This window comes from Pseudomonas sp. DWP3-1-3b3 (genome assembly GCF_049896305.1).
Lineage (GTDB): Bacteria > Pseudomonadota > Gammaproteobacteria > Pseudomonadales > Pseudomonadaceae > Aquipseudomonas > Aquipseudomonas azotoformans_A.
This window is the reverse complement of record NZ_JAFCUA010000009.1, coordinates 170,257-192,709: the sequence shown is the minus strand read 5'-3', so window position 1 is coordinate 192,709 and position 22,453 is coordinate 170,257. Positions and strand designations below refer to the sequence as shown.

21 protein-coding genes are annotated in these 22,453 nt (G+C 61.3%); 5 read left to right on the top strand and 16 right to left on the bottom strand.

All coding sequences use genetic code 11. The annotated features are described in order from the left end of the window. Positions 1 to 17 precede the first annotated feature (17 nt). The 9 genes from ACP7BX_RS24935 to arcD (ACP7BX_RS24895) all read right to left on the bottom strand — a co-directional run bounded on the left by ACP7BX_RS24935 (position 18) and on the right by arcD (ACP7BX_RS24895) (position 11,914). On the bottom strand, positions 18 to 1,394 hold the full coding sequence (locus ACP7BX_RS24935) for an L-serine ammonia-lyase (RefSeq protein ID WP_177073975.1): 1,377 nt from the start codon (positions 1,392 to 1,394) through the stop codon (positions 18 to 20). A gap of 171 nt (positions 1,395 to 1,565) precedes the next feature. After that, positions 1,566 to 4,403, bottom strand: coding sequence for an aminomethyl-transferring glycine dehydrogenase (gcvP, locus tag ACP7BX_RS24930; RefSeq protein ID WP_038849560.1), 2,838 nt, complete (start codon positions 4,401 to 4,403; stop codon positions 1,566 to 1,568). Between the two features lie 10 nt (positions 4,404 to 4,413). Further along, positions 4,414 to 4,797, bottom strand: a complete 384-nt coding sequence (gcvH, locus tag ACP7BX_RS24925) for a glycine cleavage system protein GcvH (RefSeq protein WP_010208126.1) — start codon at positions 4,795 to 4,797, stop codon at positions 4,414 to 4,416. A 271-nt stretch (positions 4,798 to 5,068) separates the two neighbouring features. Further along, on the bottom strand, positions 5,069 to 6,577 hold the full coding sequence (locus tag ACP7BX_RS24920; protein WP_426130884.1) for a sigma-54-dependent transcriptional regulator: 1,509 nt from the start codon (positions 6,575 to 6,577) through the stop codon (positions 5,069 to 5,071). Positions 6,578 to 6,752: 175 nt separating this feature from the next. Then, positions 6,753 to 7,115 carry a DUF5064 family protein gene (locus ACP7BX_RS24915; protein ID WP_016975436.1) on the bottom strand — a complete coding sequence of 121 codons (363 nt, stop codon included), beginning with the start codon at positions 7,113 to 7,115 and terminating at the stop codon, positions 6,753 to 6,755. 18 nt (positions 7,116 to 7,133) lie between these two features. Beyond that, positions 7,134 to 8,063, bottom strand: coding sequence for a carbamate kinase (gene arcC / locus ACP7BX_RS24910; RefSeq protein ID WP_177004775.1), 930 nt, complete (start codon positions 8,061 to 8,063; stop codon positions 7,134 to 7,136). Positions 8,064 to 8,116: 53 nt separating this feature from the next. After that, positions 8,117 to 9,127, bottom strand: coding sequence for an ornithine carbamoyltransferase (locus ACP7BX_RS24905; protein ID WP_033896356.1), 1,011 nt, complete (start codon positions 9,125 to 9,127; stop codon positions 8,117 to 8,119). A gap of 69 nt (positions 9,128 to 9,196) precedes the next feature. After that, entirely contained in the window at positions 9,197 to 10,453 is a 1,257-nt protein-coding gene (gene arcA, locus ACP7BX_RS24900; RefSeq protein WP_426130887.1) for an arginine deiminase, read from the bottom strand. 33 nt (positions 10,454 to 10,486) lie between these two features. Continuing rightward, entirely contained in the window at positions 10,487 to 11,914 is a 1,428-nt protein-coding gene (gene arcD / locus ACP7BX_RS24895; protein ID WP_038851585.1) for an arginine-ornithine antiporter, read from the bottom strand. Positions 11,915 to 12,361: 447 nt separating this feature from the next. Here arcD (ACP7BX_RS24895) and arcD (ACP7BX_RS24890) point away from each other — a divergent pair, with 447 nt between their 5' ends. Together arcD (ACP7BX_RS24890) and ACP7BX_RS24885 are read left to right on the top strand one after the other, a co-directional pair. Next, the gene (arcD, locus tag ACP7BX_RS24890; protein WP_095017422.1) at positions 12,362 to 13,789 is read left to right on the top strand and encodes an arginine-ornithine antiporter; all 1,428 of its coding nucleotides are present in this window, start codon (positions 12,362 to 12,364) and stop codon (positions 13,787 to 13,789) included. Next, a complete protein-coding gene (locus ACP7BX_RS24885; RefSeq protein WP_426130889.1) occupies positions 13,786 to 14,649 on the top strand; it encodes a DNA-3-methyladenine glycosylase family protein in 864 nt (287 codons plus the stop codon). Before arcD (ACP7BX_RS24890) ends, ACP7BX_RS24885 begins: the two co-directional genes overlap by 4 nt. A 114-nt stretch (positions 14,650 to 14,763) precedes the next feature. Here the strand turns inward: ACP7BX_RS24885 and ACP7BX_RS24880 are convergent, their stop codons facing one another. The 3 genes from ACP7BX_RS24880 to ACP7BX_RS24870 all read right to left on the bottom strand — a co-directional run bounded on the left by ACP7BX_RS24880 (position 14,764) and on the right by ACP7BX_RS24870 (position 18,030). Next, positions 14,764 to 16,113 (bottom strand): CoA transferase, encoded by a 1,350-nt coding sequence (locus tag ACP7BX_RS24880; protein ID WP_426130891.1) that lies wholly within the window; start codon positions 16,111 to 16,113, stop codon positions 14,764 to 14,766. A gap of 40 nt (positions 16,114 to 16,153) precedes the next feature. Next, the gene (locus ACP7BX_RS24875) at positions 16,154 to 17,497 is read right to left on the bottom strand and encodes a sensor histidine kinase (RefSeq protein WP_426130893.1); all 1,344 of its coding nucleotides are present in this window, start codon (positions 17,495 to 17,497) and stop codon (positions 16,154 to 16,156) included. A gap of 68 nt (positions 17,498 to 17,565) precedes the next feature. Then, entirely contained in the window at positions 17,566 to 18,030 is a 465-nt protein-coding gene (locus ACP7BX_RS24870; RefSeq protein WP_016975427.1) for an LTXXQ domain-containing protein, read from the bottom strand. 339 nt (positions 18,031 to 18,369) lie between these two features. On the opposite strand from ACP7BX_RS24870, the gene ACP7BX_RS24865 reads away from it, so the two are divergent. Together ACP7BX_RS24865 and ACP7BX_RS24860 are read left to right on the top strand one after the other, a co-directional pair. Further along, on the top strand, positions 18,370 to 18,918 hold the full coding sequence (locus ACP7BX_RS24865; protein ID WP_314531141.1) for an ImmA/IrrE family metallo-endopeptidase: 549 nt from the start codon (positions 18,370 to 18,372) through the stop codon (positions 18,916 to 18,918). Then, on the top strand, positions 18,915 to 19,331 hold the full coding sequence (locus ACP7BX_RS24860) for a hypothetical protein (RefSeq protein WP_314531144.1): 417 nt from the start codon (positions 18,915 to 18,917) through the stop codon (positions 19,329 to 19,331). Before ACP7BX_RS24865 ends, ACP7BX_RS24860 begins: the two co-directional genes overlap by 4 nt. A gap of 67 nt (positions 19,332 to 19,398) precedes the next feature. Here ACP7BX_RS24860 and ACP7BX_RS24855 read toward each other — a convergent pair whose 3' ends face one another. From ACP7BX_RS24855 to ACP7BX_RS24840, 4 genes are all read right to left on the bottom strand, one after another. Beyond that, entirely contained in the window at positions 19,399 to 20,076 is a 678-nt protein-coding gene (locus tag ACP7BX_RS24855) for a response regulator transcription factor (RefSeq protein WP_314531147.1), read from the bottom strand. Between the two features lie 7 nt (positions 20,077 to 20,083). Then, positions 20,084 to 20,491, bottom strand: a complete 408-nt coding sequence (locus tag ACP7BX_RS24850) for a translation initiation factor 2 (protein WP_095017418.1) — start codon at positions 20,489 to 20,491, stop codon at positions 20,084 to 20,086. A gap of 106 nt (positions 20,492 to 20,597) precedes the next feature. Beyond that, positions 20,598 to 20,897 (bottom strand): YciI family protein, encoded by a 300-nt coding sequence (locus ACP7BX_RS24845; protein ID WP_015885584.1) that lies wholly within the window; start codon positions 20,895 to 20,897, stop codon positions 20,598 to 20,600. Between the two features lies 1 nt (position 20,898). Next, complete coding sequence (locus ACP7BX_RS24840; protein ID WP_016975424.1) at positions 20,899 to 21,495, bottom strand: septation protein A; 597 nt, start codon at positions 21,493 to 21,495, stop codon at positions 20,899 to 20,901. 87 nt (positions 21,496 to 21,582) lie between these two features. Here ACP7BX_RS24840 and ACP7BX_RS24835 point away from each other — a divergent pair, with 87 nt between their 5' ends. Next, a complete protein-coding gene (locus tag ACP7BX_RS24835; RefSeq protein WP_314531158.1) occupies positions 21,583 to 22,446 on the top strand; it encodes a PHP domain-containing protein in 864 nt (287 codons plus the stop codon). Positions 22,447 to 22,453 lie beyond the last annotated feature (7 nt).

Here is a 22,453-nt window from a genome sequence, read left to right as displayed (position 1 = left end):
TGGCGCGCCGTTAGGCGTCAGCACTCGATAATGTTGACCGCCAAACCGCCGCGGGCGGTTTCCTTGTATTTGCTTTTCATGTCGGCGCCGGTCTGGCGCATGGTGCGGATGACCTTGTCGAGGGACACAAAGTGCTGCCCATCACCGCGCAAGGCCATGCGCACCGCATTGATCGCCTTGACCGAGCCCATCGCATTGCGCTCGATACACGGCACCTGCACCAGCCCGCCAATCGGGTCGCAGGTCAGGCCGAGGTTGTGTTCCATGCCGATCTCAGCGGCGTTTTCCACTTGGGAAACGCTGCCACCCAACACTTCGCACAACGCCCCGGCCGCCATGGAACAGGCCACGCCAACCTCGCCCTGACAGCCGACTTCGGCGCCGGAGATCGACGCGTTTTCCTTATACAGAATGCCGATGGCGGCCGCGGTGAGCAGGAAGCGCACCACACCGTCTTCGTTCGCGCCTGGGATAAATCGCATGTAGTAATGCAGCACCGCTGGCACGATGCCCGCCGCGCCGTTGGTGGGCGCCGTGACCACGCGGCCGCCGTTGGCGTTTTCTTCATTGACGGCCAGGGCGTAAAGGTTGACCCAGTCGAGTACCGACAGTGGGTCGCGCAGCGCCGACTCCGGGTGTTTGCACAGCTGGCGATGCAGGGCCGCGGCGCGCCGCTTGACCTTCAAGCCGCCGGGCAGAATCCCTTCGTTGCGACAGCCCGCATCCACACAGTCCTGCATCACCTGCCAGATCTTCAGCAGCCCGGCGCGGGTTTCCGCCTCCGGACGCCAGGCGCTCTCATTGGTCAGCATCACCTGGCTGATGGACAACCCGTAGGTGGTGCAATGGCCGAGGAGGTCTTTGGCATGCTTGAAGGGGAAGGTCAGTGGTGTGGCATCCTCGACAATCCGATCGGCCCCGGCGGCGTCTTCATCCACCACAAACCCACCACCGACCGAGTAGTACTCGCGGCTGCGGATCTGGATAGTGGCGGCATCGAAGGCACGGAAAATCATGCCGTTGGGATGGTAGGCGAGGGGTTTGCGAATCATCGCCAAGTGTTCTTTCTCGTTGAACGCAATGCTGTGTTCGCCGAGCAGGTTCAGGCGGCCGTCCTTGCGCATCTGCGCCAGGCGGGTGGCCACGGTTTCGGTATTCACGGTGTCCGGGTGTTCGCCTTCCAGGCCCAGCAGCACGGCCTTGTCGCTGCCGTGGCCTTTACCGGTGGCGCCCAGCGATCCGTAGAGTTCCACCTTGATGCTGGTGGTGGCGCTCAGCAGGTCGTCACGCTTGAGGCCCTCGACGAACCGAGCGGCGGCGCGCATCGGGCCAACGGTGTGGGAACTGGAGGGGCCGATGCCAATCTTGAACAGGTCGAACACGCTAAGGGACATGGTTGTTCTCCGGTTTCTTATTATTGGGCGAGAATCTTGTGGTTGAACTCGGTCAATGTGGGAGCCGGGCTTGCCCGCGATAGCGGTCGGTCAGGCAACATTTATGTCTCTGATACACCGCTATCGCAGGCAAGCCAGCTCCCACATTTTTACCGTGTTCCTTCAGTCAGATCAGGCGTAGCTCTCGATCGACGGGCAAGCGCACACAAGGTTGCGATCACCAAACACGTTGTCCACCCGCCCAACCGGCGGCCAGTACTTGCCTTCGATCAACGACGGCACCGGGTACACCGCCTGCTCGCGGGTGTACGGATGAGTCCACTCACTCACCAGTTCAGCGGCGGTGTGCGGCGCGTTCTTCAGTGGGTTGTCGTCCTTGTCCAAGGTGCCGTTTTCCACCGCGCGGATTTCTTCGCGGATGGCGATCATCGCGTTGCAGAAGCGGTCCAGTTCTTCCTTGGATTCGCTTTCGGTCGGCTCGATCATCAAGGTGCCGGCCACCGGGAACGACATGGTCGGCGCATGGAAGCCGAAGTCGATCAGGCGCTTGGCCACGTCGTCCACGCTGATGCCGCTGCTGTCTTTGAGGGGGCGCAGATCCAGGATGCATTCGTGCGCCACCAGGCCGTTGCTGCCGGTGTAGAGCACGGGGTAGTGCTCTTCCAGACGACGGGAGATGTAGTTGGCATTCAGGATCGCCAGCTGCGAAGCGCGCTTGAGGCCCGCACCGCCCATCATGCTGATGTACATCCAGGTGATCGGCAAAATGCTTGCGCTGCCGAATGGCGCCGCACACACCGCGCCTTCCTTGCGTTCCATGGCCGCGTGGCCTGGCAGGAACGGCGTGAGGTGCGACTTGACGCCAATCGGGCCGACGCCTGGGCCGCCACCACCGTGAGGGATGCAGAAGGTCTTGTGCAGGTTCAGGTGGGACACGTCGCCGCCGAACTTGCCCGGTGCGCACAGGCCGACCATGGCGTTCATGTTGGCGCCATCGATGTACACCTGGCCGCCGTTGTCGTGAATGATGCCGCAGATTTCGCGGATACCTTCTTCGAACACGCCGTGGGTGGACGGGTAGGTGATCATCAGCGCGGCCAGGTGGTCGCGGTGCTCGATGGCCTTGGCGCGCAGGTCTTCGATGTCGACGTTGCCGCGTGCATCGCACGCAGTCACGACCACGCGCATGCCCGCCATATTGGCGGTCGCCGGGTTGGTGCCGTGGGCCGACGATGGGATCAGGCAGATGTCGCGGCGCTCATCGCCACGGCTCTGGTGATAGGCACGGATGGCCAAGAGGCCTGCGTACTCGCCCTGGGAACCGGCGTTCGGCTGCAGGGAGATCGCGTCGTAACCGGTGGCGGCGCAGAGCATGGCTTCCAGGTCGGAGGTCAGCTCCAGGTAGCCGGCGCTTTGTTCGGCAGGGGCGAACGGGTGCAGGGCACCGAACTCGGCCCAGGTCACCGGGATCATTTCGCTGGCGGCGTTGAGCTTCATGGTGCACGAGCCCAGCGGGATCATGGTGCGGTCCAGCGCCAGGTCCTTGTCGGCCAGCTTGCGCAGGTAGCGCATCAGCTCGGTTTCGGAGTGATAACGGTTGAAGACCGGGTGGCTGAGGACGGGCGACTGGCGCAGCAGGGCGGCTGGCAGCGTGCTTTCCGTCTGGGCGAAAGCGGGCAGGGGCTTGCCGTCGGCAAAGATCGCCCACAGGGTTTCGATATCGGCTTGGGTGGTGGTTTCGTCCACCGACACACCCACACGCTCGCCATCCACCACACGCAGGTTGATGCGCTGGGCACGCGCCTTGTCGTGCAGCGCGGCGGTGTTGGCGCCGGTGTTGAGGGTGAGGGTGTCGAAGAAGTGTTCCTGCTCGACCTTCAAGCCCAGGGCGGTCAGGCCCTTGGCCAGGATCGCGGTCAGTTGGTGCACACGCTGGGCAATCTGGGTCAGGCCTTTGGGGCCGTGGTACACGGCGTACATGCTGGCGATGTTGGCCAGCAGCACCTGGGCGGTGCAGATGTTCGACGTGGCTTTCTCGCGGCGGATATGTTGCTCGCGGGTCTGCATGGCCAGGCGCAGGGCCGGCTTGCCGAAACGGTCGACGGACACCCCGACCAGACGGCCCGGCATGTCGCGTTTGAACGCATCCTTGGTGGAGAAATACGCCGCGTGCGGGCCACCAAAGCCCAGCGGCACGCCGAAGCGTTGCGCGCTGCCGATGGCCACGTCGGCGCCGAATTCGCCCGGCGGGGCCAGCAAGGTCAGGGCCAGCAGGTCGGCGGCCACGGCCACCAGGGCATTGGCGGCGTGGAAGCGCTCGGTCAGTGCGCGGTAGTCGAACACGTCACCGTTGCTGGCCGGGTACTGCAGCAGGGCGCCGAAGAACGGGCTGACGTCGGTCAGTTCGCGCTCATCGCCCACCACCACGTCGATGCCCAACGGCTCGGCACGGGTTCGCAGCACGTCGAGGGTTTGCGGGTGGCTGTGGATCGAGGCGAAGAAGGCGTTGCTGCCCTTGTTCTTGCTCAGGCGCTTGCAGAAGGTCATGGCTTCGGCGGCGGCGGTGGCTTCATCGAGCAAGGAGGCGTTGGCTATCGGCAGGCCGGTGAGGTCGCTGATCAGGGTCTGGAAGTTCAGCAGCGCTTCCAGGCGGCCTTGGGAAATCTCGGGTTGGTACGGGGTGTAGGCGGTGTACCAGGCCGGGTTTTCCAGCAGGTTGCGCAGGATCGGCGACGGCGTGTGGCAGTTGTAGTAACCCTGGCCGATGTAGGTCTTGAACAGTTGGTTCTTGCCGGCGATGGCCTTGATCTTGGCCAGTGCCTCGGCTTCGCTCAGGCCGTCTTCCAGGCCGAGCACGCTGGTGCCCTTGATGCTTTCCGGGATCACGCTGGCGCTCAGCGCTTCCAGGGAGTCGAAGCCCAGGCTGGCGAGCATCTGCTGCTCATCTTCCTGGCGCGGGCCGATGTGGCGGGCGATGAATTCGTTGGCGGTGCTGATGTTGATCGACATGGCGCGCTCCTCAGGCTTCAGCGTTGGCTTTGATCAGGCGGTCGTACGCGTCCTGATCCAACAGTTTAGCGACCGCACCGGCATCGGCCGGTTTAAAGCGGAAGAACCAACCTTCGCCCATCGGGTCTTCGTTGACCAGCTCCGGGCTGCCATCCAATTTGTCGTTCACTTCAAGGACTTCACCGTCCAAAGGCATGTACACGCCGCTGGCCGCTTTGACCGACTCAACGGTGGACGCCTCGGCGCCCTTGTCATAGGCCTGCAACTCCGGCAGTTGCACGAAAACCACATCACCCAGCGCGTTCTGCGCGAAAGCGGTGATACCCACGGTGACGCTGCCGTCAGCTTCGGCGCGCAGCCATTCGTGATCTTCAGTGAAACGCAACTCGCTCATGGAAACTCCTCAAGGCCAGATTCGTCTGGTGGACGGGATTGGAATAATGGGGAGTTGCTTAGCAATATCGCGGCCAATCTTATTTAATCGTTATAAATCAATGAGTTAATAAAATTGGTTATAACGTTATGCATTATGGCTGTAGCGATTTCGCTACAGCTGGGCGCAGGAAAAAAAGCCTATGCGGATCAAAGCCTTGCATGGCGCGCAAAAAACAGGGTTGTAGCGATATCGTTACGCTGTAGCGCTTTCAGTACAGCCGATGTCGTTCTCAGACCTTATTCGGGATGCCGTACTTGCGCAGGCGATGGGCAATCGCCGTATGGGACGTCTGCAACCGGCTGGCCAGTTGGCGGGTCGAGGGGTAGCTGGTGTATAGCGTTTCCAGCAGGTTGCGCTCGAAGTCTTCCACCGCCTGTTCGAGGCTGTCGATTTCACCGTCGCTCTGGCGCGCCACTGACGTGCCGGCGATATCCAGGTCGCCAATGTCCACCAGGCTGCTTTCGCAGATGGCGGCGGCGCGGAAGATCACGTTCTGCAGTTGCCGAACGTTGCCCGGCCAGCGGTTGCCCAGCAGCGCCGGGTACGTGCCGGGTGCCAGGCGGCACACCGGACGCTGGATCTGCGCACAGGCCTGCTGCATGAAATAACGGGCCAGCAACAGGATGTCCTGGCCGCGTGCGCGCAATGGCGGCACTTCGACGTTGAGCACGTTGAGGCGATAGAACAGGTCTTCGCGAAAGGTGCCTTCGCTGACCATTTTTTCCAGATCGCGGTGGGTGGCGCTGAGGATGCGCACATTGACCTTCACTTCGCGGTCACCGCCCACGCGGCGGAAGCTGCCGTCGTTGAGAAACCGCAGCAGCTTGGCCTGCAAGTACGGCGACATCTCACCGATCTCATCCAGAAACACCGTGCCCTGGTTGGCCAACTCCATCAGCCCCGGCTTGCCGCCGCGTTGCGCGCCGGTAAAGGCGCCCGGTGCATAACCGAACAACTCGCTTTCCGCGAGGTTCTCCGGCAGCGCCGCGCAGTTCAAGGCCAGGAAGGGCGCACTGTGGCGCGCACTGATGGCATGACAGGCCCGCGCCACCAGCTCTTTGCCGGTGCCGGTTTCGCCCTGGATCAACAACGGGGCATCCAACGCCGCTACCCGCTGGGCGCGGGCCTTGAGCGTGCGGATGACCGGGGATTCACCGAGCAGCGCGTCAAAGCCTTCGGCATGGTCATGGTGCAGCGCCGACAGCTGTTCGCCGATGCGGTTGGGTTGGTAGAGGGTGAGCAGGGCGCCGGCGTCAGTGATCGGCGTGGCGTCCAGCAGCAGGGTCTGGCCGTTGACGCTGATCTCGCGCAGCGGCAAGCGAAAGCCTTGCTCCAGCAGGGTGTCGAGTAGCTTCGGGTCATTGAACAGTTCGCTGATGCTTTCGCCCGCCGGCTCGCGAGCATACAGGGCGATCAGCGCCGGGTTGGCCAGCAGGATCTTGCCCGCGCTGTCCAGCGCCAGCACCGGGTCGGTCATGGCGGCCAACAGGGCATCGAGTTGCAGGTGGCGACGTTGGCCGGGGAGGATGTCCACCACGGTCACCGCTTGCACGCCCTGCACGCTGAAGAGGGCGTCGCGCAGTTCTTCGAGTACTTCGGCGCTCAGGGTCGGCGCGTCGATGTAGACGTTGGGCGGCACCATCTCCACCGCATCCAGGTTGAGATTGCGCCCACCGAGCAGGGCCAGGACTTCCTGGGTAATGCCGACGCGGTCGATGAAGCTGACGTGGATACGCATGGGGCGCTAACAATTCTGGGGAGCGAGAGGCGGCAAGTATGCCTGACAGGCGATGCAGATCAAAAAATGTGGGAGCTGGCTTGCCTGCGATAGCGTACTTTCAGTCAATACATCGGGTGACTGAACCACCGCTATCGCAGGCAAGCCAGCTCCCACAGGGGGAGTTGCGGTGTTCCTACTCCAAGTGTTCGGGCTTTACCGGATCACCCGGCTTCACATCCAACTGATGCCGCACATCCTCGAACATCAAGTCGTACTGCTTGTGCATCGCGCCGTTCAACACGGCGATCTTCGGCATGCCGTACTTCTGCGCAATGTTCATCGCGTGCCGCGCAAAGTCGAACGCCTGGTCCTTGGGCAGGAAGAACTCTTCCTTGAGGTCCTTGCCCTGCACCGAGCCATGCAGCTTGAACAGCATGCCTTTGCCTTCCTTTGGATCCTGGCTGACTTCGTAGTCGATACACAGATTGTAGCTGTAGTCCTGCGCATTCAGCGCGTGGCGTTCAACGTGCAAGTGACCCGGTTCAAAGGTGGCCATAGGCGTCTCTCCTCTACTTCACAGATAGGTGATGCCAGGTTTTGCCGTGCTGATGCGCGTACCGGCGCTGCCCTGGACGATGGCTTCGATGTCCGAGAGTGAACCGATGACGGCGGTTTTGCCAGTCTGGCGGGCGAACTCGCAGGCAGCTTGTACCTTGGGCCCCATGGAACCGGCGGCGAAGCCGAGTTTTTCCATTTCGTCGGGGTGGGCCTGGCCGATGGCCTTCTGGGTCGGTTTGCCGAAATCGATAAACGCGGCGTTGACGTCGGTGGCGATCACCAGCAGATCGGCGTCCAACTGCGAGGCCAGCAGCGACGAACACAGGTCTTTGTCGATCACCGCTTCGATGCCTTTGAGCTTGCCGTCCTCGCCATACATGGTCGGGATGCCGCCGCCCCCCGCGCAGATCACGATGCTGCTTTTTTCCAGCAGCCACTTGATCGGGCGGATTTCAAAGATACGTTTAGGGCGCGGGCTGGCGACCACACGACGGTACTTGTCGCCGTCCGGCGCAATGGCCCAGCCTTTTTCGGCGGCGAGTTTCTCCGCTTCGGCCTTGGAATACACCGGGCCGATGGGCTTGGTCGGGTTCTTGAAAGCCGGGTCCTTGGCGTCCACTTCGACCTGGGTGAGCAGGGTGGCGAAGGGCACTTCGAAGTCCAGCAGGTTGCCCAGTTCCTGTTCGATGATGTAGCCGATCATGCCTTCGGTCTCGGCGCCGAGCACGTCCAGCGGGTACGGCGAGACCTGGGTGTAGGCCGCCGCCTGCAACGACAGCAGGCCGACTTGCGGGCCATTGCCGTGGGCGATCACCAGCTCGTTGCCGGGGTGGATCTTGGCGATCTGTTCGGTGGCAATTCGGATATTGGCGCGTTGGTTGTCCGCAGTCATGGGTTCACCACGGCGGAGCAGGGCGTTACCGCCCAGTGCAACGACGATACGCATAGCGTCTGTCCTTTTTCAAAGCAGCGGGGGAGCGGGCTCCCCCGAAGAAAGGGTTACAGGTCGGCCAGGGTCGACACCAGGATCGCCTTGATGGTGTGCATGCGGTTTTCCGCTTGCTCGAAGGCGATGCAGGCCGGCGACTCGAACACGTCGTCTGTTACTTCAATGCCATTGGCCAGGTGCGGATACTGCTCGGCAATCTGCTTGCCGACCTTGGTATCGCTGTTGTGGAACGCCGGCAGGCAGTGCATGAACTTGGTGCGCGGGTTGCCGGTGGCTTTCATCAGCTCGGCGTTCACTTGGTATGGCAGTAGTTGTTCGATGCGCTCGGCCCAGGCTTCCACGGGCTCACCCATCGATACCCACACGTCGGTGTGGATGAAGTCCACGCCCTTGACCGCGGCTTTCGGGTCTTCGGTGAGGGTGATGCGCGCGCCGCTTTCCTCTGCGTATTTCTTGCAGCGCCCAACCAGGTCATCGTGGGGCCACAGGGCTTTAGGCGCGCAGATACGCACGTCCATGCCGAGCTTGGCGCCCACCAGCAGTAGCGAGTTGCCCATATTGTTGCGGGCATCGCCCAGGTAGGCGTAGCTGATCTCGTGGATCGGCTTGTCGGCGTGTTCGCGCATGGTCAGCACGTCGGCGATCATCTGGGTCGGGTGATATTCATCAGTCAGGCCGTTGAACACCGGCACGCCGGCAAACTTGGCCAGCTCTTCGACGATCTCCTGCTTGAAGCCTCGGTATTCGATGGCGTCATACATGCGCCCGAGTACGCGGGCGGTGTCCTTCATGCTTTCCTTGTGGCCGATCTGCGAGGACCCCGGGTCGATGTAGGTGACGTTGGCGCCTTGGTCATAGGCGGCCACTTCGAAGGCGCAGCGGGTGCGGGTGGAGGTTTTTTCGAAGATCAGCGCGATGTTGTTGCCTTTGAGGTGTTGCTGTTCGGTGCCGGTGTACTTGGCGCGCTTGAGGTCGCGGGACAGGTCCAGCAGGTAGCGCAGCTCGCGCGGAGTGTGGTGTTCCAGGCTGAGCAGGCTGCGGTTGTGAATGTTGAACGCCATGATGATTCTCCTTGGATTCGGTAATCGGCCCGGTCGGCGCGGGATATGCGCCGCCGGGTGGATGGTCGTTTAGTAGTCGATAGGGTCGCGGATGATCGGGCAGGTCATGCAGTGGCCGCCGCCACGGCCACGGCCCAGTTCACCGGCACTGATGGTGATGACTTCCACACCGGCCTTGCGCAGCAGGGTGTTGGTGTAGGTGTTGCGGTCGTAACCGATCACCACGCCGGGCTCCACGGCCACCACGTTGTTGCCGTCGTCCCACTGCTCGCGTTCGGCGGCGAAGCTGTTGCCGCCGGTTTCCACCACGCGCAGGGCCTTGAGGCCGAGGGCCGCGGCGACGGTGTCGAGGAAGTTGGTTTTCTCGCGTTGGATATCGATGCCGTGAGGCTTGCTCTCGTCTGGGCGCAGGGTGAACGGCACGATCTGGTTGACCACTTCGGGGAAGATGGTGACCAGGTCGCGGTCGCAGAAGCTGAACACGGTGTCCAGGTGCATCGCGGCGCGGGATTTCGGCAGGCCGGCCACGATGACTTTTTCCACCGCCGTGTTCTTGAACAGGTTACGCGCCAGTTGGCCGATGGCCTGGTGCGACGAACGCTCGCCCATGCCAATCAGGACTACGCCGTTGCCGATGGGCATCACGTCGCCGCCTTCCAGGGTGGACGCGCCGTGTTCTTGATCCGGGTCGCCGTACCAGATCTGGAAGTCCGCGTTGGTGAACTCCGGGTGGAACTTGTAGATGGCGGTGGTCAGCAGGGTCTCCTGGCGTCGCGCCGGCCAGTACATCGGGTTCAGCGTCACGCCGCCGTAGATCCAGCAGGTGGTGTCACGGGTGAACTGAGTGTTGGGCAGCGGCGGCAGGATGAAGCTGGAATGCCCGAGAAAGTCGCGGAACATCTCGATGGTCTTGCCACCGAAGCTGCTCGGCAGGTCATCGGCGGACACGCCACCAATCAGGAACTCACTGATTTTGCGCGGCTCCAGGCTGCGCAGCCAGGAGCTGACTTCATCCACCAGGCCCAGGCCGACGGTGTTGGCGGTGATCTTGCGCTCCAGGATCCAGTCCAGCGCGTCGGGGATGGCGACGATGTCGGTGAGCAGGTTGTGCATTTCCAGCACATCAATATCCCGCTCGCGCATCTTGGTCACGAAGTCGAAATGGTCGCGCTTGGCCTGGGCCACCCACAGCACGTCATCGAACAGCAGTTCATCGCAGTTGTTGGGGGTCAGCCGCTGGTGGGCCAAGCCTGGGGAGCACACCATGACTTTGCGCAGTTTGCCGGCTTCGGAATGTACGCCGTACTTCACTTTTTCCGTGGTCATTTCAGATCCTCCAGTGAACAAAAGATTCAGGTGTTACAGGGTCAGGAAGCCGTCGTAGAGCCCATAGGCCGCCACCAGGGCGCCAATGACCACTGCGGCGAAAATCAGCTTCTCGACGTTGGTGAAAATCGGTTTGCCCAGTTCACGCTTGGCCTTGGCGAACAGGATCGCGCCGGGGGCGTAGAGCAGGGCGGAGAGCAGCAGGTATTTGGTGCCGCCGGCGTAGAGCAGCCAGATCGCGTAGATCAGGGCGATGGCGCCGATGAACAGGTCTTTCTTGCGCTCTTTCAGGGCGTTTTCGTAGGTCTCGCCGCGCACCGCCAGCAGCAGGGCGTAGGCCGCCGACCACAGGTAAGGCACCAGGATCATCGAGGTGGCGAGGTAGATCAGCGACAGGTAAGTGCTGGCGGAAAACAGCGTGATCACCAGGAACAGTTGCACCATGGCGTTGGTCAGCCACAGGGCGTTGACCGGCACATGGTTAGCGTTCTCCTTGCGCAGGAACTCCGGCATGGTGTGGTCCTTGGCGGCGGCGAACATGATCTCCGCACACAGCAGCACCCACGACAGCAGCGCCCCCAGCAGCGAGATGATCAGGCCGACGCTGATCAGCACCGCGCCCCAGTGGCCCACCACATGCTCCAGCACGGCGGCCATCGACGGGTTTTGCAGCTTGGCCAGTTCCGGTTGGGTCATGATGCCCAGGGACAGCACGTTCACCAGCATCAGGAACAGCAGCACGGTGATAAAACCGATCACGGTGGCCTTGCCCACGTCGGAGCGTTTTTCCGCACGGGACGAGAAGATGCTCGCGCCTTCGATGCCGATGAACACCCAGACGGTGACCAGCATCATGTTGCGCACCTGGTTCATCACACTGCCCAGGTCCGGGTTTTTCACGCCCCAGATGTCAGCGGTGAAGATCTCCAGCTTGAACGCAAACAGCGCGATCAACACGAACAGCACCAGCGGTACGACCTTGGCGACGGTGGTCACCAGGTTGATGAACGCCGCTTCCTTGATGCCGCGCAGCACCAGGAAATGCACGGCCCACAGCAGCGCCGAGGCACCGATCACCGCAGCAGGGGTATTTCCCTCTCCAAATAGCGGGAAGAAGTAACCGAGGGTGCTGAACAGCAACACGAAGTAACCGACGTTGCCCAGCCAGGCACTGATCCAGTAGCCCCAGGCGGACGAGAAACCCATGTAGTCGCCGAAACCGGCCTTGGCGTAGGCGTAGACCCCGCCGTCGAGGTCAGGCTTGCGGTTGGCGAGGGTCTGGAACACAAAGGCGAGGGTCAACATGCCGATGGCGGTAATCACCCAACCAATCAACACCGCGCCGACGTCGGCGCTGGCGGCCATGTTCTGCGGCAGTGAGAAGATCCCGCCGCCAATCATCGAGCCCACGACAAGTGCAACCAGTGCGCCGAGTCGAAGTTTTCCGGGAGATTCAGACATTGCATAACTCCAATGCAGGAGAAGAGAGACCACAGAATAATTCCGTGTGCTATTCAAACAGCTGACTCAGATCACTTCATTGGCACATTCCATTGTGAATTAATGACTTAGGCTGGAAACTCGTGGGCGATATAAAACCTCGGAGAGGTGCTTTGCAGAGCGCTTCTCTCGCTTTATGGTTAATCTATTAGTCAGGTCCGTGGACGTTTGAAGCTAGACCGTATTTCCAGATGTGCAAACTTTTTGAACGAAGTTTCACCAAAGCGCTATAAGCGCAATGCGTGGGCAGTATTTAAATTCTAAATAAGCCTAATTGTGTGTAACTGACATGCCATTACGTTATGAACGTGTCAGTTTTATCGCCTTCTCTAATAAACGCTACACTCGCTGAGTTAATTAGTTGAGTGCACGGTTGTCGGCTCAAACAGTTATTGACCAGGAGTGTGTATGTCCCAACCGGCCCAGAAACTTCGACTCAGCGCCTTGATCGCCCTGGTGGTGGGCTCGATGATCGGCGGCGGGATTTTTTCCTTGCCGCAGAACATGGCTGCCCGCGCCGAGGTGGGGGCCGTGCTGATCGGTTGGGCAATCACCGCCGTCGGCATGTTGACCCTGGCATTCGTGTTCCAGACCTTGGCCAACCGCAAGCCCGAGCTGGATTCGGGGGTGTACGCCTACGCCAAGGCGGGTTTCGGCGATTACATGGGTTTCTCTTCCGCTTGGGGTTACTGGATCAGCGCCTGGATGGGCAACGTGGGTTACTTCGTGTTGCTATTTAGTACCCTCGGCTACTTTTTTCCCGTGTTCGGCCAGGGCAACACACCGGTGGCCATCGGCTGTGCATCCTTGTTGCTGTGGGCCGTGCATTTCCTGGTGATGCGTGGGATCAAGGAGGCGGCGTTCATCAACCAGATCACCACCGTGGCCAAGATCGTGCCGTTGCTGATGTTCATCGTGATCGCCGCCGTGGCGTTCAAGGCGGATATCTTCACCCGCGATATCTGGGGCCTGGGCAACCCGAAGATCGGCAGCGTGGTGGACCAGGTGCGCAACATGATGCTGGTCACTGTGTTTGTGTTCATCGGCATCGAAGGCGCCAGTGTCTACTCGGCGCGGGCGGAGAAACGCTCGGATGTGGGCCGCGCCACGGTGATTGGTTTCCTGGGTGTGTTGGCATTGCTGGTGCTGGTGAACGTGCTGTCTTTGGGGATCATGAGCCAGCCGGAACTGGCGCAATTACAAAACCCGTCCCTGGCGGGTGTGCTGGAACATATCGTCGGCCCGTGGGGCGCGATGGCGATCAGCATCGGCCTCGCGGTGTCGTTGCTCGGCGCCTTGTTGTCGTGGGCGCTGCTCTGCGCGGAAATTCTCTACGCCACCGCCCATGACAAGACCATGCCGGCCTTCCTGAAAAAGGAAAACGTCAATCAGGTGCCGGTCAATGCGCTGTGGCTGACCAATGTGATGATCCAACTGTTCCTGGTGATCACGCTGTTTTCCCACAGCACCTACACCACGCTGATCTACCTGGCGTCCTCAATGATTCTGGTGCCCTACCTGTGGTCGGCCGCCTATGCGGTGCTGCTGAGCGGGCGCGGCGAGACCTATGAAGGCGCCCACGGCCAGCGCATGAAGGACCTGCTGGTCGGCCTGATTGCCCTCGGCTACGCGGTGTGGCTGCTCTACGCCGGGGGCTTGAAATACCTGCTGCTGTCGGCGTTGTTGTATGCGCCGGGCGTGATCCTGTTCGCCCTCGCCAAGCGTGAACAGGGCCAGCCCTTGTTTACCCACATGGAAAAAGGCATTTTCAGCTGCGTGATCGCAGGCGCAGGGCTGGCGGCGTATGGGTTGTACAGCGGGGTGTTGTCGTTGTGAGACTGGCGTATCAGCCACCCTACGATTGGGCGGCAATGGTGGGGTTTCTGTCGGCGCGGGCGATCGGCGGGATGGAGACGGTCGAAGCGAACGTGTACCGGCGCAGTATCCGCCTCGGCGGGCAGCAGGGCTGGATCAGTGTGGCAAGGGGGGATGGCGATTGGCTCGACGTGGAGGTGGATTTTCCAGACGCGGCGGCTTTGCCTGAGATCGAGCGTCGCCTGCGCGCTATGTTTGATCTGGACGCCCACCCTCAGTTGATCAACCCGCAACTGGCGACGGACCCCTTGATGGCGCAACTGGTTGCGGCGCGTCCGGGCCTGCGTGTGCCGGGCACCTGGGATGGCCTGGAACTGGCGATTCGTGCGGTGTTGGGCCAGCAAATCACTGTGGTGGCTGCGATTCGTCTGGCGGGCAAGTTGGTGACGCAATACGGTCAGCCACTGGCAACCCCACATGCCGGTATCACCCATGTGTTCCCCTCCGCCGAGGTGTTGGCAGCGGCGGACCTGGCGACGCTGGGCATGCCCAAGGCGCGTGGGCGGACCTTGTCGGGTGTGGCCCAGGCGTTGCTGGATGATCCCCACTTGTTCGAACCCCAGGCCAACCTCAAGGCCGGTGTGGCGCGGTTGGTGGCGTTGCCAGGCATTGGTGATTGGACCGCGCAGTACATCGCCATGCGCCAGATGCGCGAGGCGGATGCGTTTGCATCGGGGGATATCGGGTTGATCAATGCGCTGGTGGCGTTGGAAGGTGGGCCGGTGAGCCCACGCCAGTTGCTGGCGCGGGCTGAGGCTTGGCGACCGCTCAGGGCGTATGCGGCGCAGCACTTGTGGACGTCGTTGCAGCGGGCGGATTGATAGTGCCTGGACTGGCCTCTTCGCGAGCAAGCCCGCTCCCACATTCGACCGCATTCCCTGGAGGTACTCGGTCAAAATGTGGGAGCGGGCTTGCTCGCGAATGCGGACTCAAGGTCACCACTGAGGTCGGTGTGATCCCAATTCCCCAGCCGGCAAATCCCACTGCAACGGCGTGCCGCTGATGGTCACCGGTGGCAATAATCGATGTGCCTGGCCCCAGGCTGTCTGCTCCACCAATACGCCTTGATCCGTTGGCGCTTCGGCGCGTAACGCGGGTTGCTCCGGCACTTGTCCAGCCTCCACCAACAAGCTCGCCGTTCGCGCCAATGACAACCGCGCCGCGCCACCACGCCCGGACTTCAATCGTTCGTTCAATGCTTGAATCGCACTGGCCGCCATCAAATACCCGGTGGCGTGATCCAACGCCTGCAACGGCAGCGGCACTGGTTTGTTCGACTGTTTCCAGGCCATGCCGGCGGCGGGGATTCCGCTGCTCATCTGCACCAGGCTGTCGAAACCCCGACGGTTGCGCCACGGGCCGCTCCAGCCGTAGGCGTTGAGGCTGACGTCGATCAGGCCGGGGGCGAGGGTTTGCAGTCCATTGGCGGTGTAACCCAACTGTTCCAGGGCATCGGCGCGGTAACCATGGAACAGGATGTCAGCTTCCTTGAGCAGGCCTTCGAAAACCTGTCGGCCTTCCGGGCTTTTCAGATCCAGGCGGGCGCAGCGTTTGCCCAGGGTCATTTCCGGTACTACGCCGGGTTCGTTCCAGGTGGGCGAGTCGATGCGCAGCACATCAGCGCCCAGGCCTGCGAGAAAACGGCTGGCGACGGGGCCGGCGAGCACGCGGGTCAGGTCCAATACCTTGAGGCGCGCCAGTGGCCGCGCAACCGAGCCGAGCCAGGGCTTGTCGGTGGTGGTTGCAAAGGTCTGGCGCTGCACCAGTTCTTCGGCATTCACCGCCAACCCTTGGGGGTGGGCCTGCCAGGCTTGCCAGTCACGCATCTGCGCGGCGCAACCGCCCTCGTCGACAATCGCCTGTTCCAGTTCGGCGGCGTTCCACTTGGCAACCTTGGCGGCCATTTCGGCCCGGTCGGTCACCTTGCCCAGCACACGCTCGGCCGCCGCGCGGTGATGGGGCGCATTGGTGTGCAGGCGAATCCAGCCATCGGCGCTGGCGTAGTCGCCGGCCACCGGGTCCCATAGCGGCGGTGTTTCCCAGCCTACCGGGCGGATAGAAGACGAAAACCAGAAGGACGCAAGTCGTCGGTCCACACTGACGCTGGGCAGGCGCCCGGTCTGTTGTTGGATCAACTGCGCCACCGCCTGGCCCGCGGCACCGATGCTGGCGCTGGCCAGCTCAGTCACGGCGAAGGTCGAGGGCAGGGCGCCGGCTTCGGTAAAGGTCAGTGGCGTTTGTGGTAGAGCGAGTGCGGCTTGGATGGGAGTCAGCAGGTCAGTCATCAAAGGCCCTCCGTAAGAGAAGGGCCACTATAGAAGATCATCAGGCCGGTGTGACAACCCCAGGTTCCAGCGGCAGCTCGATGCTGGCAACAAAACCGCCGTCAGGATGGTTGGCCAGGATCAAGCTGCCGCCATGGCGTTCGGCGGCGCGACGCGCAATCGCCAGGCCCAGGCCATGGCCTTGTGCGGTCTGGCCGGGGGCGCGGTAGAAGGGTTCGCCCAGCTGGCTCAAGTGTTCGGCCTCAACACCGGGGCCGTGGTCGCGCACGCTGATCAGGATCCGGTCACCCTGACGCTGGGCGTGCAGTTCGATCGGCTGGCCCTGCGGATTGAAGCGTTGGGCATTGCGCAGCAGGTTATCCACCGCGCGTTCGATCATGGTCGGCCAGCCCTTCAGGTGCAGGTCGGTGTCGGCGTTCAGTTGCACCACCTGGTCCGGCGCGCCGAGCTGGGCGTCTTTTTGCAAGGTTTTGAGCAAGACGGTGAGGTCGACCTCTTCAGCGCTGGCGTTGTCGGCATCAACGCGGGCCAGTACCAGAATTTCACTGATCAAGGCTTCCAGACGGTCGCACTCGCGGGTCAGGCGCGGCCAGAGTTTTTCCCGCTCTTCGGGGCTGGCGCGTTCGGCCAGGGCCAGGGCGATGCGCAAGCGCGCCAACGGTGAGCGCAGTTCGTGGGACACGTCGCGCAGCAATTGGCGCTGGCTGCCGATCAGGCTTTGCAGGCGGGCGCCCATGCGGTTGAAATCGGTGGCCAGCACGCCGAATTCATCGCGACGGTTGGCCAGGCGCGCCAGGCTGTTTTGCTGATAGGTGGCTTGGCCAAGGTCATGCACTGCGCCGCGTAAACGGCTGAGGGGACGGGTGATGGACAGCGTCACCAACAGGCTGAACAGGGTCAGCACGACCAGCGCAATCGCCAACGCGCTCAACGGCCACAAAAGGCTGCTGCGGTGCCAGGCGTCGAGTTCCGGGTGGGGGATGCGGTAGATCAGCAGATAGGTGTCGCCGGTCTTTTCGCTGGTGTACTCGGCGGTCAGGCGACGCCAGGGCAAGTGGCCGTCCTGGCTGTCATTCTGGCGTGCTTCGAAAGCGGCGGCGCGGCGCGGAAAGGTGCCGCGCACCACCGGCTCGCCGCTTTCATTCAGCACTTGTACGTCGATGTGGTACTGGCGCTTGCGTTGTTGCAGCAAATCCTGGGCCGCGTCCTCACCCTGGGCTTCGTAGAGCTGGGTCCACTCTTCGGCCAGGTTATTGAGGCCGGGGTGGCGGCTGAGAATCCAGGCATCTTGATTGAGCATGTGCCCAAGCAGGATCGACAACCCGGCAACCAAGGCGATGGCCAGCCAGAAACTGGCCAGGATGCGCCAGAACAATGAACGCACAGGAAACCCTCAAACAGGAAAAGCCCAGTGGCGGTGACCACTGGGCTGGGAGCGTTAACGCGGGTGCATTATTGCGCTTTTTGCGGCTGTTGCGCTTTCCAGGCCTGGAATTCCTTCCATTCGGCGCGACGCTGTTCCTGCTGCTTGACGATCTCGTCGAATTTCTTCTGCTGGTCAGGCTTGAGCACCGCACGGATGTCCGCCTGGGTTTTCTGCTTGCCGGCGGCGATTTCGTCCTGCATGGCTTTCTGGTCAGCGGCTGGCAATTTGTCCAAGTACTTCTTGGTCAGGTCTTTGCGAGCGTGCCATTGGTCGCCCATCAACTTGCCGATCTGCTGGCGCTGTTCCTTGCTCAGGTCCAGTTGGCTGAAAGGGCCGCCTTTGCCACGCGGACCGTGTTCACCGCCGTGGCCCGGGCCACCCATCATGTGGCCTTCCGGGCCGCCCATCGGGCCTGGGCCTTCAGGCATTGCCGCCATGGCAACGGTGGGCAGGGCAGCGGCGAACATCAAAGCGATAAGGGTCTTGCGCATGGTGATTCTCCTGTCTCTATTCCGGTGAGTCCGGATGTGAGTAGATTACGGAGATCAAGGTCAGTGGCGGTCAGGGGAGCGTAAAGCTTGGGTAAAGAGGGGTTTGGCGGGAACTGACAAAACTGTTGGAGCATCGCCACCGTCTCGGGTGGTAATGAACGTTGCTGGCTCAGTGCAATTCTGGGCATGGGAGGAGTTGCCGCTGTATTGCTACGGTATGTATCCAGGGGGTTGGCAATGCGGCTCGGGTGGCTGTATAAAAACACAGCATTACCTCGATTTGTATGGATCAAGAGGATCCACTTGTGTCAACTGTAATTTGACGGGGAGACTTGACTTGTGCAAAATCCGGCCTCATTTTTAGCTCGCAAAGCCATTGTTTTCAGCTATGTAAAAGGAGGACGCATGGAGTACAGAACTGCCGATGACGTCCTGCGCGCCCATTGGAGTGGCAGCTTGCCGGTCAATCCAAAAGTTATCGCTGAGTCGATGGGGATAGAAGTAAAGGCTCTCACGCCATTTGAGCGGGAGACTTGGCGTCCATCTGAGAGTGGTCACTACTCTTTCCGAAATGGCGAGCCGTTGATTACTTACAATTTTCTCGATGCTCCGGTACGGCAGCGTTTCACCATTGCACATGAGATTGGTCACCATGTGCATGGCGATCTTGACGCACCTCGAGACACTTCCGAGCAATTCAGTGCCAGATCTCGGGATCCTAAAGAGATTGCAGCTAACCGATTTGCTGCTGCTCTCTTGATGCCCGCTGCATTGGTGAAGCACATGGTTCTTGAGCAGAGAGTCACTGATATTGCAAAACTGGCGAATGCTTTTGGCGTGTCGACGGTGGCAATGGAGTTCAGGCTGAAGGCGATCGGGCTTCTATGAACGATACCAGCGACGATTTGGCGGGAGGGGAGGCTGATAATACTGGTCTGATCAGTGACTATCTGAAGAGAGAGTCCTGGCGCTTCAGGTGGGAGAAGCGACTGACCAATGTTACTGTCGCGTTGATTTTGCTGTTTTACGTATCGCTGCTTGGATTTGTTTTCTTGGGGAATATTCGGATTTCAGCGGGTACTTGGTACTTTTTTACCGCTGTTCGCCCGCACAGTACGGGCGATATTCCAATCATAGTGTCCCTTTCCACCGTACCAACTCTACTTCTGATAGCTCTGCTGCGGTACTTCCATCACAGGCCAAAGCCTGATCAGGATGACTCCCAGGCACCTCTGCCAATCAGTGTTGAGGCCGCGAAAGAAATAATCAAAGCCACTACCGATGCAATGAAAACCCATTGAATCTGTTTTGAATAAAAAAGCCCAGCCTGTCAGCTGGGCTTTTTGCATGGACGCAAAATCGGATGCTTTACATGCTGTAGTAGTAGCCCCGGCTACGCAACGCCACGATCCGTGGCCGGCCATCCGGGTGTGGGCCGATTTTTTTGCGCAGGTTGCTGACGTGCATGTCCAGGCTGCGATCGTAAAGGGTCAGCTTGCGGCCCAGGGCGATCTGCGCCAGTTCCTGTTTGTCCAGCGGTTCGCCGGGCTGACGCAGCAGCGCTTCCAGCAGGCGGCTTTCGGAAACGGTGAGGGCGAATTCCTGCTCGTCGATGCTGACCACGCCGCGCACCGGGCTGAAGCACAGGTCGCCCAATTCCAGCTGGGTCGACACGGCGGCCGGATGGCTGCGGCGCAATACGGCGCGCAGGCGGGCGGTCAGCTCGCGTGGGTCGCAGGGCTTGGCCAGGTAATCGTCGGCGCCCAGTTCCAGGCCGAGGATGCGGTCCAGCGGTTCACCACGGGCCGAGAGCATCAGCACCGGCAGTTCCGGGTGATCGTTGCGCAATTGCTTGAGCAATTCAAGGCCGCTGCCGTCGGGCAGCATCACGTCGAGCACCACCGCAGCCGGCGCGCTGTCGGCCAAGGCTTTGCGCGCACTCAAGCCGTCATGGCAGGCACGCACCTGAAAGCCTTCCTGGCTCAACCAACTGGTCAGCAGCTCACAGAGCTCCTGGTCATCATCTATCAGTAACAGCTCGCTCATGACTCACTCAATTTAGCCATTGTCGACGGCGACGGTGCCCCCCGCTGGCGAAGATCCCGCACAGCAGAGCGATCAGTGCGACGGCCCCGCCGGTGACGAACCACTGTTGTTGCTCGGTCAGCCAGCGGGTCAAGGCGCCGCCCTGTGTATCTTTGAGTTGCTGGGCCAGGCGTTGGTTCTCTTGGCGAAGGCGACTCAATTGGGCGCTTTCGCGGGCAGCATCTGCGCTTTGCAGTTGCTTGCTCAGTTCTTCACGCTGGCGTTCGCTTTCTTTCAAACGTTGCTGCAACTCGGTGATCTGGGCGCCGGCACTCAAGGACAGGGGCGTGGAACTGCCGGTGTTCGAGGTTTCTTCAGCGTGGGCCGTAGCCCCGATCATTACCACTGCCAACAGACACAACTGACGTAAGCGCATCGGAACTCCTGATTCCACACGAATATTCAGAACGTTGTCGGCAGGGTACCGAGAATAATGAGCAATTAGGCATGCGCCGAACCGATTAGGTTCGGCGCGGCCGTTATCAAGGCAAGACTTGCTTGAACGGCTTGATCACGACGTCCGCGTAAACGCCGGCCGCCACGTAAGGATCAGCCTTCGCCCAGGCCTGGGCGTCGGCCAGGGAGGCGAACTCAGCGACGATCAGGCTACCGGTGAAACCGGCATCGCCTGGGTCGTTGCTGTCTACCGCCGGGTGCGGGCCGGCCAGCACGATACGGCCTTCGGCCTGCAGCTGCTTGAGGCGCTCGACATGGGCCGGACGTACGCTCAGGCGTTTTTCCAGCGAATTGGCCACGTCGGTGGCAATGATGGCGTAGAGCATGTCAGTCCTCGGTTTTAGGCGTGGTAGGGGCAACGTCATGCAGGTGGCGTGACAGGTAGATGCCCTGGCCCACCAGGAACAACACGGTCATGGCCAGGCTGCCGAACACTTTGAAGTCGACCCAGTAATCCTGGAAGGTAAAGGCCACGAACAGGTTGGCGGCGCCGCAGAACAGGAAGAACACGATCCAGGCCACGTTCAAGCGTGTCCACACGGGCTCCGGCAGGGTCAGCGCATGGCCCATGATCCGCTTGATCAGCAGGCGGTCACCGATGAAGTGACTGCCGGTAAACACCAGCGCGAACAGCCAGTTCACCACCGGCGCTTTCCATTTGAGGAAGGTTTCGCTGTGGAAGGCCAGGGTCAGGCCGCCGAATACCAGGCAGGCAATGAGGGTCAGCCATTGGCTTTTTTCCAGCTTGCGCTGGGAGATGAAGATAGCGCCGTAGACGACGATAGAGCTGATGATCAGGACGGCGGTGGCGCTGTAGATGCCCCCGAACGACACCGGGTGACCGGCGATATCGATGACCCTGGGGTCGAGTTTGGTAACGATGAAAAACAGCAACAGCGGGATGAAGTCGATGAATTGTTTCACAGTAAGAGCCAGAAGCTGGATGTGGCGGCATAATAACAAACATCCTTGGTAGCGAAAGCGCCAGCTGACTTGAGGTTACACATCCCCGTGAATGTTGATTTGCACTGCCACAGCACGGCCTCCGACGGCGCCCTGGCGCCCGCGGTACTGGTTGCGCGTGCGTTTGAAAAAGGCGTGCGAGTCCTGGCGTTGACCGACCACGACACCCTCGAAGGCCTCGACGAAGCCCGCGAAGCCGCGCATTCATTGGGCATGCAACTGGTCAACGGCGTGGAATTGTCCTGCACCTGGGGCGGCGCCACCATTCATGTGCTCGGCTACGGCTTCGATCAGCAAGCCCCGCCGTTGGTGCAGGCCATCGCCGATTTGCACGATGGCCGTTGGCTGCGGTCCGAAGAAATAAGCCGCAAGCTCAGCCTTAAAGGCATGCCGAACGCCCTCGACGGCGCCCGCGCCATCCAGCAGGAGCTAGGCGACAGCGGCAATGCACCGGCCCGGCCGCACTTTGCCGACTGGATGGTGCGTGAAGGTTTTGTCAAAGACCGCGCCGAAGCCTTCCGCAAATGGCTGGGCGCCGGCAAGCTGGGGGATGTGAAGCAACACTGGCCGACCCTGGAAGACACGGTCGGGACCCTGCGTGCCGCCGGCGCCTGGGTGAGCCTGGCGCATCCCTGGCATTACGATTTCACCCGCAGCAAGCGCCGCAAGCTGATCAGCGACTATATTGGAGCGGGCGGCCACGCGATCGAAGTGGTCAATGGGCATCAACCCGCCGAACAGGTCGGCAGCCTGGCGATCCTTGCCCGCGAATTTGGTCTGCTGGTCAGCGCCGGCAGTGATTTTCATGGTCCAGGTGGGTGGTCCGAAATCGGCGAGTATCGCCAGGTACCCGAAGACCTGCCGCTCTTGTCGGGGCGATTCAAGCATGACCCCATTACTGCCACCGTCTGAACAGGTA

Excerpts from the sequence above, each read along its gene's own strand:
- ACP7BX_RS24935 (WP_177073975.1), bottom strand. The coding sequence starts at position 1,394 with ATGTCCCTTAGCGTGTTCGACCTGTTCAAGATTGGCATCGGCCCCTCC.
- gcvP (WP_038849560.1), bottom strand. The coding sequence starts at position 4,403 with ATGTCGATCAACATCAGCACCGCCAACGAATTCATCGCCCGCCACATC.
- gcvH (WP_010208126.1), bottom strand. The coding sequence starts at position 4,797 with ATGAGCGAGTTGCGTTTCACTGAAGATCACGAATGGCTGCGCGCCGAA.
- ACP7BX_RS24920 (WP_426130884.1), bottom strand. The coding sequence starts at position 6,577 with ATGCGTATCCACGTCAGCTTCATCGACCGCGTCGGCATTACCCAGGAA.
- ACP7BX_RS24915 (WP_016975436.1), bottom strand. The coding sequence starts at position 7,115 with ATGGCCACCTTTGAACCGGGTCACTTGCACGTTGAACGCCACGCGCTG.
- arcC (WP_177004775.1), bottom strand. The coding sequence starts at position 8,063 with ATGCGTATCGTCGTTGCACTGGGCGGTAACGCCCTGCTCCGCCGTGGT.
- ACP7BX_RS24905 (WP_033896356.1), bottom strand. The coding sequence starts at position 9,127 with ATGGCGTTCAACATTCACAACCGCAGCCTGCTCAGCCTGGAACACCAC.
- arcA (WP_426130887.1), bottom strand. The coding sequence starts at position 10,453 with ATGACCACGGAAAAAGTGAAGTACGGCGTACATTCCGAAGCCGGCAAA.
- arcD (WP_038851585.1), bottom strand. The coding sequence starts at position 11,914 with ATGTCTGAATCTCCCGGAAAACTTCGACTCGGCGCACTGGTTGCACTT.
- arcD (WP_095017422.1), top strand. The coding sequence starts at position 12,362 with ATGTCCCAACCGGCCCAGAAACTTCGACTCAGCGCCTTGATCGCCCTG.
- ACP7BX_RS24880 (WP_426130891.1), bottom strand. The coding sequence starts at position 16,113 with ATGACTGACCTGCTGACTCCCATCCAAGCCGCACTCGCTCTACCACAA.
- ACP7BX_RS24870 (WP_016975427.1), bottom strand. The coding sequence starts at position 18,030 with ATGCGCAAGACCCTTATCGCTTTGATGTTCGCCGCTGCCCTGCCCACC.
- ACP7BX_RS24860 (WP_314531144.1), top strand. The coding sequence starts at position 18,915 with ATGAACGATACCAGCGACGATTTGGCGGGAGGGGAGGCTGATAATACT.
- ACP7BX_RS24855 (WP_314531147.1), bottom strand. The coding sequence starts at position 20,076 with ATGAGCGAGCTGTTACTGATAGATGATGACCAGGAGCTCTGTGAGCTG.
- ACP7BX_RS24850 (WP_095017418.1), bottom strand. The coding sequence starts at position 20,491 with ATGCGCTTACGTCAGTTGTGTCTGTTGGCAGTGGTAATGATCGGGGCT.
- ACP7BX_RS24845 (WP_015885584.1), bottom strand. The coding sequence starts at position 20,897 with ATGCTCTACGCCATCATTGCCACCGACGTGGCCAATTCGCTGGAAAAA.